General features: G+C 50.5%; 5 protein-coding genes. 2 read left to right on the forward strand and 3 right to left on the reverse strand.

What is annotated here, in order from left to right; all coding sequences use genetic code 11:
• Positions 1-22 precede the first annotated feature (22 nt).
• Positions 23-2,461 (forward strand): glycogen/starch/alpha-glucan phosphorylase, encoded by a 2,439-nt coding sequence (locus DESPODRAFT_RS04435; protein WP_004071683.1) that lies wholly within the window; start codon positions 23-25, stop codon positions 2,459-2,461.
• A 106-nt stretch (positions 2,462-2,567) separates the two neighbouring features.
• Here the strand turns inward: DESPODRAFT_RS04435 and DESPODRAFT_RS04440 are convergent, their stop codons facing one another.
• The 3 genes from DESPODRAFT_RS04440 to DESPODRAFT_RS04450 form a co-directional block, all read right to left on the reverse strand.
• Entirely contained in the window at positions 2,568-4,592 is a 2,025-nt protein-coding gene (locus DESPODRAFT_RS04440; RefSeq protein WP_004071685.1) for an alpha amylase C-terminal domain-containing protein, read from the reverse strand.
• Positions 4,558-6,060, reverse strand: a complete 1,503-nt coding sequence (locus DESPODRAFT_RS04445; RefSeq protein WP_004071686.1) for a glycogen synthase — start codon at positions 6,058-6,060, stop codon at positions 4,558-4,560. The genes DESPODRAFT_RS04440 and DESPODRAFT_RS04445 overlap by 35 nt, the downstream gene beginning before the upstream one ends.
• A 111-nt stretch (positions 6,061-6,171) precedes the next feature.
• Positions 6,172-10,488, reverse strand: a complete 4,317-nt coding sequence (locus tag DESPODRAFT_RS04450; RefSeq protein WP_245532010.1) for an amylo-alpha-1,6-glucosidase — start codon at positions 10,486-10,488, stop codon at positions 6,172-6,174.
• Positions 10,489-10,687: 199 nt separating this feature from the next.
• On the opposite strand from DESPODRAFT_RS04450, the gene asd reads away from it, so the two are divergent.
• Positions 10,688-11,794 (forward strand): aspartate-semialdehyde dehydrogenase, encoded by a 1,107-nt coding sequence (gene asd / locus DESPODRAFT_RS04455; protein ID WP_004071690.1) that lies wholly within the window; start codon positions 10,688-10,690, stop codon positions 11,792-11,794.
• The last annotated feature ends 31 nt before the right edge of the window (positions 11,795-11,825 follow it).

Here is an 11,825-nt window from a genome sequence, read left to right on the forward strand (position 1 = left end):
GGGCCCAGTATGGAGTCAGCGCATGTCATATTTTGATTTTTCAAATTTTGAGACCTCCTTTAATAATTACATTAAGTACATTCTGGGCAAGCAATTTGAGCATGCTTCAAAAAATGATCAGTTGAACGCCGTTTCCTATGCCGTTGGCAAGTACCTTATCGATATCAGTTATGATACGCAGAAGCGTTACCAGGAAAATGATGTCAAACGCCTGCATTACCTCTCTCTAGAATTTCTTATCGGCAGGCTTTTAAACAACAATCTGTTAAACTTAGGCATTTATAAGCGATGTAAAAGATTTCTTGAAACAAAGGGCATTGACCTTGATCTTTTGGTGGAGGAAGAACGGGACCCGGCTCTGGGAAATGGCGGCCTTGGGCGTCTGGCTGCTTGTTTTCTTGATTCTTTGGCCTGCCTGAATATGCCGGGATTTGGTTACGGGATCAACTATGATTACGGCTTGTTCAAACAAGTGATTGTTAACGGATACCAGAAGGAAAAACCCGATTACTGGCCCAACCGTAGGTCGCCCTGGCTGATTCGCAGAACAGAAGAGCGATATATGGTCCCCATTTACGGCCGGGTAGAGGGCAGTGTGGACAGAGACGGGGAATATAATCCCACATGGACGAACTGGTCCCTGCTTATTGGTCGCCCCCATGATATTCTGGTTGCCGGTTTCGAAGGCCGTACCGTTAATTATTTGCGGCTGTTCACGGCTGAGGCGTCCGAGGATTTTGATATCGATATTTTCAATGACGGGGACTATTTTAAAGCCGTGGGCCGGAAAATTAAATCCGAGACCATTTCCAAAATTCTTTATCCGTCGGATTCCAAAGAGGTGGGAAAAGAACTTAGGCTGGTCCAGGAGTATTTTCTTGTGGCCTGCTCCTTAAAGGATATTATCCGCAAGTATGAAATGGACCATCACACCTTTGACCATTTTCATAATAAAGTGGCCATTCAACTCAACGATACCCATCCGGCTCTGGCGGTGGCCGAATTGATGCGTATCCTGGTGGATGAAAAAGGCATACAATGGGAAACGGCCTGGGAGATCACTAAAAAAACCCTTGGGTATACCAACCACACCCTGCTGCCCGAAGCCCTGGAAACCTGGCCGGTGACTATCCTGGAGCGGGTGGTGCCCCGGCATATGCAGCTGATCTATGAAATCAACCAGCGCTTCCTGGAATATTTGACCGTGCGTGATCCTGATATCACTATTGAAAGCATTGCAAAGATGTCCATCATCCAGGAAGGCCCTGTCAAGCAGGTTCGCATGGCGAATCTTGCCATTATCGGCAGCCATTCGATAAATGGAGTGGCAAGGGTTCACTCCGATCTGGTCAAAACACAACTTGTTCCCGAATTTTACAGGTTGTGGCCGGAAAGATTCAACAATAAGACCAACGGGGTCTCTCCCAGGCGGTGGATCGCAGCCTGCAACCCCGGCCTTGCAGATTTTATCACCGAAGCCATCGGCCGCCGTTGGGTAGGGGACTTGTCGCGGATTTGGGAATTGGAAACCTTTGAAAATGATCCGGGATTCCTGGACCGGCTGGGTGAGATCAAGCTGGCCAACAAAGAGGCTTTGGCCACGTTAATTCGTAAAAAATTGTTCCTGAACGTGGATCCCCAATCCATTTTTGACATTCACGCCAAGCGGATTCATGAATACAAGCGCCAGCTGCTCAATGTGATTCATATCATTCATCTGTATCTTTCCATCAAGGAGGACGGTAAGGATATCGGGCATCCCCGGACCTTTATTTTTTCCGGTAAAGCAGCTCCTGGTTACCACTTTGCCAAACTGATCATCAAACTGATCCATTCGGTTGCCAACGTGATAAATAAGGACCCGGATATCCATGACATGATCAAGGTAGCCTTTCTGCCGGACTACCGGGTAACCCTGGCTGAAAGGATTATTCCGGCGGCAGACGTCAGCGAACAGATCTCCACCGCCGGCATGGAAGCCTCGGGAACGGGAAACATGAAATTTGCCATGAACGGTGCATTGACCATCGGGACCCTGGATGGGGCCAATATAGAGATTGCAGAACAGGTGGGGGGTGAGAATATCTATATTTTTGGCCTCACCGTAGACGAAGTGGAGGCATTTCGGCCAAATTATGAGCCCAAAACCTTTTACGATGAGGACCCGGACCTGAAACGGGTTCTCAAGGCGATTTATTCCAATCTGTTCTGTTCCGACGAACCCGGTATCTTCAAACCTGTTTTCAGCCAGCTCATGGGCAATGGGGAACATTATCTTCACCTGGCGGATTTCAGGTCCTATGTTGCAACCCAACTCAAGATAGGGAACGATTATAAAGACCGTGCCAAATGGCTCTCCATGTCTTTGAAAAATATTGCTCGCACCGGGATGTTTTCCAGTGATCGGGCTATTCAGGAATATGCGGACGGGATCTGGGGGATTCGTTCTTTTCGGGGGTAGAGCTTGGACGTAAAGTCACCCATCTGCGGTTGTTTTTTACCACGAAGTTCACGAAGATATTATAGCGCAAAACGTCCTGTTCTTCGTGGTAAATTAAAAGATGGGGTTAAACCCGGGCCAGGACCAGGGCGCAGCGACTGGGCAGGTAAAGGCTCAGGGCATGGCGGTTTTCAATCAGATCTCCTATGGGGCTGGTAAAATGCACCTGGTCCGGATTCAGACGTCCCAATCCGCCGAACCGGGATTCATCCGTGTCCAGGCGCATTTCATATTTGCCTGCCGGCGCATGAATCAGGTAGTCGGAAAAAGAGTGTTCCGGGTGGAAATTGAACACAAAAATAAGCTTGGACCGCTCAAATGCCAGAATTTTGTCATCTTCGTGGATATGCAAAAGCGTTGGGTAATCCCATGCAAACAATTGCGTTTGTTTTGCCAGACCAATCATCTGTTTGTCAAATGCGAACAGGTCCGGGAAATAGAGATTTTTGTCATACTTCAGGGACCACAAGCGTCTGGCGTGGTGGTAGGAATATCCATTGGCAGGCGATGGGAAATCAATCCATTCCGGATGCCCGAACTCATTGCCCATGAAATTGAGATACCCTTTGTGGGCACAGGCCAGGGTGACAAGGCGTATCATCTTGTGAAGGGCTACGGCCCGACGTGTGGTGATGTTTGTGTTGGACTTTTCCATGGATGTATAGATTTCTGCGCCCATCAGGCGCATCATCACGGTCTGATCCCCCACCAGGGCCTGGTCATGACACTCCACATAACTGATTGTGCGCTCCTCATCCCTGTGCCGGGTCAGTTCATACCACAAACCTCCCATGTGCCACGCTTCATCTCGAACTTCCTTGAGCAGTTTGATCCAGTAATCAGGGACCCCCATGGAAAACCTGAAATCAAAGCCTGTACCGCATAAGGTTGCCGGCGCAGCAAGCCCGGGATATCCGCTCACATCTTCTGCAATGGTTACCGCACCTGGATGGATTTCATGCACCAGGTCACTGGCTGCATAAAGATAACTTAAGGCATCTTCATCCACATCATCGCCAAAATAATCCTGGTACCCTGTAAAGGCACGTCCTAATCCGTGATCGGCAAACAGCATGGAGGTTATGCCGTCAAACCGGAATCCATCCACCCGGAACTGTTCAAGAAAATACCTTAGATTTGAGAGCAGAAAAATTAGTACCTCTTGTTTGCCATAGTCAAAACACCGGGAATCCCAGAGTGTATGTTCCCCTCTGTGATTGTCGTGGAAAAATTGGTACAGGGAACCGTCAAAACGTGAAAGACCCTCCACCTCATTTTTTACGCTGTGGGAGTGTACAATATCCATGAGTACACGGATGCCGGCCTGATGTGCCGTGTCGACCAGATACCTGAAATCATCCGGGGTGCCGAACCGGGAGGAGGGGGCAAAAAAAGAGGACACATGATACCCAAAGGAGCCATAATAGGGGTGCTCCTGAATCGCCATCATCTGCAGGGTATTGTATCCTGCATCAATGACCTTGGGCAGGATGTAATCGGCAAATTCCCGCCAGGTACCGACCCTGCCTTCCTCTAAGGCCATGCCTGCATGGGCTTCATAGATCAAAAGAGGAGCTGTGGACAACTTGGGGTTTTCTGACTGCCACCGGTATGGCTGGTCCGGTGCCCATACCTGGGCATTAAAAATATAGGTGGTATCGTCCTGAATGACCCGGGTGGCTGCCGTGGGGATACGGTCGCCCTCGCCGCCGTCCCACACCACCTTGAGCCGGTAAAGTTGTTCATGGCAAAAAAATGAATTAGGGAACCGGGCCTCAAATATGCCTTTGGGGTCCGGTCCTTTCACTTCCCAGGCCGAATGTTTTTCCCAGTTATTGGCCGGCGTGAGGATAAACATGGCGGTTGCATTGGGTGCCCATTCCCTGAACACCCAGCCTTTTTTATCCCTGTGCAGGCCGAAAATTTCATGGTAGTTGGCTATTTTAGCCCAGGGGTTTTTGTTTTTAAGTTTTTCTGCCGCTGCCAGGGCTTTTTCAAACCGTGACCGGATAATGGGTTTAAAAGGTGACAGATACGGATCATTTGTCCATGAAGGATCAGACCAGAAAAGGTCTTTGGAGCATTTTTTCATATAGTTTAATATAGCTTTCAGCGCATCGGCTGTGGTTGAATTCAAGTACGGATTCGGTCATGATTCTGCGGATCTGCTGTTCTTTTTCATCCGCATCCAGGCGGAAAAAATCCATAGCGCGGTCCACGGCCCAGTTTAGGCCCTGGGCATCGTGAACATTGAAAAGAAATCCATTGCCCGTTGAATGGTCCGCATCCAGTTGTCTGACCGTGTCATGCAGACCACCTGTGTCAAATACAATGGGCAGGCTGCCGTAAATACCCCCGATCATCTGGGGCAATCCGCACGGCTCAAAGGAGGACGGCATGATAATAAAATCACTGGCAGCGAACGCCTGGTGAGACAGCTGTTCGTTGAACCCCCAGATACTGATCCTCTGGTGCAGGCCATGGAAATCAACAATATCGTGGAAGTGTTTCAGATATGCCCCGTCCGCTACGGATACGATTTGAATGCCGGTATCCCAGTACCGGGAAATAATATCATACATGGTTTCTGCCAGAAGCTGACAACCTTTCTGCACAGGATCAAGACGGGAGGGCCAGAAAAACATAGGCGCATCGGGATTGATCTCAAGGCCCACGGATTTTTGCAGAAAATTTTTATTCTGTTTTTTTTTGGCACGGTGGTTCTTGGGCCCGTAATTGAACTGAACCATTTCATCCACGGCTGGATTGAATTCTGGCTCAGGCGCATTTAAAATGCCGGTGGCGCATTCGGCCTCCCACTTATGGGTTAGCTCTCTTCTAAGATCCGGTTCCACAAACGGATGGCGGTTTTCAACAATTTCACGAAGGAACGTGGGACTTACCGTGTTCACATAATGGGCGGAAAACACCCCTGACACCAGAAAATCCACCCGGTTGGTATTCCGGCTCTCCTCGTAATTAACGGGCGGATGTTTGAAGTAGAGCCAATGCCAGAAGGCTGCCGCATCAATCCCTCTGTCCTCAATTGTGGCCAGGGTTGAGGTCATGGTATGGATGTTGTGAATGGTGAACAGGCAAGGGATTTCGTATCGCCTTGCCATGGCCGGAATCAGTCCGGTCATCCAGTCGTTGCAATGGATGATGTCCGGATTCACCCTTGGGATGATGTTGTTGATCACCTCGCGCTGGAAAGCCAGGGATACTTTGAGATCCTTATCCGAATAGCCGGAATAAACACCATCTTTGTAAAGAAACACCCGGTCTACTGCAAAATGAATGCGTTCCTCATGCAGGCGTCGGCGGATTTTTTCCACCTCCCGGTGATGCCGTGGTTCATCATTGCCATGATAGATCGACCTGTAATCGGGTATGGCCACATGAACATCGCAGCTTAAATCATACAATGCGGAGATCAGTGCCGCCGACACATCTGCCAGACCTCCGGCCTTGGCTGAGTAATCCTCGGCGCCAGGGCTTATACCTTCCGGAAGATAGGTGACTTCAGGGGTTACAATAAGAATTCTTGGTCTAGTGGGCATAACAACCTTCCATTTCCTGGTTTTCGGAGTGCTGCCGGCACTGTCCGTAATAGGTTGACAGGGCGCAAACAATTGATTTTGGATGATATAACATTTTTTGTGCCGACAATGTTACGTTTTATTCTTAATTCGGTTCAGTTTATGGGCAACCCTGGCAATTTCGCTGCATCCCCAGGCCTGGGCATCGCATCCTCTGGGGGTGTGCGGGAAATTACCATCAAGGATTTCAGGTACGAAACCTGCCGCACCCGTGCGCATCAATGGCAGAGAACTGCCCAGCCAGGCCAGGGCTGTCGGAATACCCGAAGGGCCGAAGGCTGTGGCCCAGGCCTCGCAGAATATCGGAAATTGCCATGTCCAGGCTGTTCCGTTGTGGTAAGCCGGTTTTCTTTGGGTGTCTTCATCTCCCTGGTAATATCCGGCATAGGGGGTATGGGGATTTACCAGATGCCGGCCGTTTCGTTCAATGAATAGCGGCACGGTAAGAGGCCGGTCCGCAAGGCTTCTGATGGCGCCCGGCACCAGAAGTTCCCTGCAGGTTTCCACCACCCGGGCCATGATGTTTGGGGCGTCGATGACCCCTAAGGTGATCAGCAGCAGCTGATTGGGCCGAAGTGCATCATCAGGGATTGCATGTCCGGCGTCAACCGGTCCATTGCAGTGCAGGCAGTCGCTGAAAAAACCATCGTTCTCGCGCCAGAACAGATTCATGATGGCGCGTTTTACCGTGTCTGCATGTTTTTGCCATTGCGCTTGCGTGTCCAAATCATCAACCTGGGATAAAAACTCAAGGGCATGACACCACAACGCCTGGATCTCAATGGGATATCCCTGGCGGGGGGTGCCTGCCGGGAAATTGGTATCCATCCAGGTAAAATGGGCCGGGCTATAGAGCAGCATGGATTCAGGGTCTGCCTTGACCCCGGTGGGCGTGCCGTTGATCATGGATGATGCCATATCTTTGAGTATCTGTATCATGGTGCGCTGGCCGATGTTTTGGGTGAGTACCACCTCTTTGCTAAGGGCTTGGGTCAGTTGGCGGCAGCAGGCAAAAAACCACAGGGGGGCATCCGAAGTCTCGATGTTCCTTGCATCATCACAGCATATCATATTGGGCAGGGTACCGTCTTTTTCAAATTTTCCGAAAAGGGTGAGTATGTCAAAGGCATCCCGGGTTCGGCCAAGCTCTATCAGGGCACGGCAGAAGATCAGGCTGTCCCTTCCCCAGTCCAGGAACCAGGGGTATCCTGCCACCACGCTTTTTTCCTCTCCCCGGTCCACGATGAATGCATCAAGGCTTGCCTTGATTGCCTGAGAAAACGGTACGGTTGAATGAAACGGACCGGGCAGGGAGATCTCTTTGCCGTCTGATTTGATGTCTGGGAGTTCAGGCATTGATTCTTTATCAATGACACAGGCTTTCAGACTCACGGTGTCTCCGCCCTTGACATTGATGCTGAAATAGCCCGGGCTGAAAAGATCTGAGTTGGCATCCAGTCCCCGGGTGGCTTCAACATTTCTGTGGACCATATATTGCCATTCCGGTTTCAGGAAAAATGCACCCCGGCTGCTGGACAGCCGAAGTATCTGTCTTGTTTGGGAATGAAAGAAAAATCCGTTTTCAAATGCCGAAATTCGTAACGGCCATTGCTGTTCAGGTCCGGTAAAGGCCTTAACCGTATCATGGAAACTTCTGTCTTCAATGTCTGGACGGATGATAAGCGTGACCTCACGTTGAGGATTAAGGCGCAGGGGATTATCCGTCGGTGGGTTTTCCCGGTACAGGGTCAGGGTCACGGTGTTGGTTTTTCGGTCCATCTCCAGGAACAGGTCAATGACATAATGCCTGCCTTCGGCTGAGGGTATCCTGAACCGCCATTTCCCGCCCTGGTCATGGGAGGCCCAGAATGTCTCCAGATAATCCAGCCCAAGTTCCCTGGAATGGCCCTGGAATACCCCCCATATTTTGAACCGGGACAGGAGCATCCACCGGTTTTCAGGCATGAGAGGATTCAGGTTCGCACCCAAAAGGCCATCATAACGGCTTTCCAGGTGGCTGAAATTCGCACCTGCCCGCATCATTGCACCCAGGCAGGTGGTGGACAACTGTTTGATGGACGGGTCTTGTGCAATCTCCCTGCGGGTAAATAAGAGACGCAGATTAAGGGTGTTAAATGGCGGTAGATATCGGATATTGCCGGTTATTATTTTGGTCCCTTCGGGTCCGGATATGCGCAGTTTGAGCAGGCAGTCCCTGTGACTCTCTTTTATCTCCATGGGCATGAAAATTGCCTGGTATGCAGAATTCCCCTCTACGGGAAGGCTTTCACAGAATCCCAGACACTGTTTGTCCGACCCTGCTTCTTCAAGCTGAACCCTGAAATGCTTTTTGGACCGGACCAGCAGGAAAAACCCCGGGGGAACCATTACCCTGCGGTTGATGTCCCTGTGGACATCAAACAGGATGACACGGCTTTGTCGCTTGTCCGGGTAGAGTGCGCGGATAAAGGTTTCAGGATTTCGTGCCAGATCCATGGCTGCCCGGTCTACATCCAGGTCGGCCAGATCCATGTGGCCGTTCACCGCAGTGAACACCTCAAGGGCCAGTGCTCTTCGTTTCTGCATCAGAACCCTGCCCGGCATGGATAGCTTGCCCGCCGGCTGGGACTCAAGCAGGTTCAGATCACCCTTTTCAGGACTTAAAGCCAACACTGCGCCTGGTTTCAGGGGAATGCGGTATTTTCCTTCTCTGCTTTCTGCCTGAACCGTGTTGCCTGAAATCAGGTCTGTCCATGGAAAGGCCGCACCACCTTCCGCGCCAACCGGCCACACTGCCATGCCCTGACCGTCGCAGTCCAGGTTGATCAACACCAGCATCCGCGAATTATAATGGGGATTGAATCTTAGCAGTGCCAGGGCCTGGCTCTCTTTTTCATGGATAAGGTTTAATTGCGTGCCACTGAAAAAGGCAGGGTGTTCCCGTAAAATAAGATGCAGCCGGGTGATATAATCCACCTGGTTGACTGGATTTCCCCAATTCAGTCCCGGGGAGTTGTGAACATTGATTTTCTCCTTGGCAAACCATTCTACACCGTTGGTAAATCCGAATCCCCCGCAGATACTGAAAAGCGCGCAGAGTCCGGTCCTCATTTTCGCATAGGTATGGGAGACCTTGGCCAGGCGTTCATTATCATGGGTCTCCGCAAAATGGATTAAGTGGCCGCAGGTCTCCGAAATGTTTACGGCATGGGGTAAGTACCGGGATATCTGTTCAAGGGAGTATTCCTGGAAAAGTTCTGAATAAGCCCAGTTAAAATTTGCGCGCTGGAGCAGGTAAAGGGTTGCATCTGGTGGTCCTCCCAGTCCTTCAAGAAAAAAAATCGTGTCGGGGTAATGGCGTCTTACCTTGGCAATGATATATTCCCAGGCCCGTTCCGGGATCATGTATCCGGCATCGCATCGGAATCCGTCTACACCCCGGCGGCACCAGAGCTGAAAAATATCAGCCATGTACTGCCACAGATCCGTGTGTCGGTAGTCCAGCTTGGTCAGGTCCGCCCATACAACACCCCAGGCACCGGGCATACGGATTTTGCCGTCATCCTCCCGGTCCAGCCATTCGGGGTGGGATTCATGAAGGCTGGCTGCCCAGCCCGTATGGTTGATGGCAATGTCAAGGATTACATAGCCGTCGTGATCATGCACGGCATCCACCAGCTCTATGAATTGTTCAAGGGGGGTCGCTGCCGGGTCAAACTGGGCCTGGGCCGGGTCCACATCCGAAAAGTCCAGGGCGGCATAGGGACTTCCAAACCGGCCCATCCGGGCATAGGTAGTGGGCGTGGGGTGAATGGGCAGAAGGTGAAGCCCCCGGCAGCCCATTCTGGAAAAGATAAAGTTTAACTGTTCCTTTAAATCCCTGAATTTTCCGGATTTGGGAATCACTGTGAATCCCTGGTCATCCAGCTTCTTGATCACGGCATCCAGATTGGGGGCCTCGAATTTTGCATCTTTGGTAGGGCCGAACTGCCGCACAAAAGCGTTATAAATGATATTGGCACAGCAGGAACCTGCCGGTTCAACACAGATTTTGGTGTTCTCGCCTTCGGGCCATACCGGGGTATCACTGCCCCGGGGAATAAAAAAACATTTGGCCTGGAATGATCCGGTTTGGGTCAGGGGAAGGCGGATGGAAAACGTTCCATCACCATCCGCTTTCATGGGCAGGTCATGCCAGGCCTCGCCCAGTTTGATTTCGTTTTTTTCCACCCGACGAATAATTTCCCTGCGAATGGCATTTGCATTACCCAGATTGGTTCTGATAAAGGCCCGGCCCGGCCGGTCAGGGGATATGCAAAGCTCGAAAATGGCAACATCTCCGCAGAATAAGATCCGGGCTGCTCCGGGAGCCGGATTTTGGGTAAGCAAAAGTATTTCCTGATTTTCTGTTACCATGGTTTTATTTTAATAAGAGGTTGGACTGTAAAAGAGTTTGATTTTTAGGTATTTATTATAACATATAATTACAAAGAGTAAATAATAAAAAACTGGCTTTTTTAAAAAAAAGCAGCTATGCAGTAAGACTCAAATTTTAAATTACATACTTGTAGCTGAAAGGACAAGGGAGATGAAAAAAGTCGGAATAGTTGGCTGGCGGGGGATGGTAGGTTCCGTGCTTATGGAAAGAATGTCTGCACAGAATGATTTTCAAAAATTTACACCGGTTTTTTTCACCACCTCCCAGGCCGGACATGCTGCGCCTGATGTGGGGCAGGGTGCTTCGGAACTCATTGACGCTTTTGATATTGATACACTCATGGAAATGGATATATTGGTGACCTGTCAGGGCGGCGCTTACACAGAAGCCGTACGTCCCAAAATGACCGAACGGGGCTGGGACGGATACTGGATTGATGCGGCATCCACCTTAAGAATGGATGATCAAAGCATTATTGTTCTGGATCCGGTCAACCTGCCGGTCATTGAAAAGGCCATATCCACGGGCATTAAAAACTTTATCGGCGGCAACTGCACGGTATCATTGATGCTGATGGCCCTGGGCGGACTTTTTGAAAACGACTGGGTGGAGTGGATGACTTCGATGACCTATCAGGCGGCTTCCGGTGCCGGTGCCAAAAACATGAGAGAGCTTGTAGCCCAGATGCGAACCATTGGTGACAAGGCGGCCCCGATTCTGGATGACCCTGCTTCAGCGATTCTTGATCTTGATAGGAAGGTTACCGATACCTTGCGGTCCGATGCCTATCCCGTTGAAAACTGGGGGGTTCCCCTGGGTGCCAGCCTTATCCCCTGGATTGACCGGGCCATGGAGAACGGCCAGACCCGGGAGGAGTGGAAAGGATTTGTGGAAACCAACAAAATTCTGGGCCGCTCGGACAATCCTATCCCCATTGACGGCCAGTGCATCCGCATTGGGGCCATGCGATGCCATTCCCAGGCGTTCACCATCAAGTTGAAAAAAGATGTCCCTTTAGACGAGATCAATGCCGCCCTGGCTGCCAATAATGATTGGGTCCGGGTAATACCCAACAATAAGGAAGATTCCATCAGGGAGCTGACCCCCGCCGCAGTGACAGGTACCCTGAATGTACCCGTGGGCAGAATCCGGAAAATGAATATCGGTGAAAATTTTCTCACTGCATTTTCCGTGGGGGATCAGTTGCTCTGGGGCGCGGCCGAACCTTTGCGGCGAATTTTAAATATCATTCTTTAAAACCAGAGAGTATGTCCTGCCTGGAACTTTT

Source organism: Desulfobacter postgatei 2ac9 (genome assembly GCF_000233695.2).
Taxonomy (GTDB): Bacteria; Desulfobacterota; Desulfobacteria; order Desulfobacterales; family Desulfobacteraceae; genus Desulfobacter; species Desulfobacter postgatei.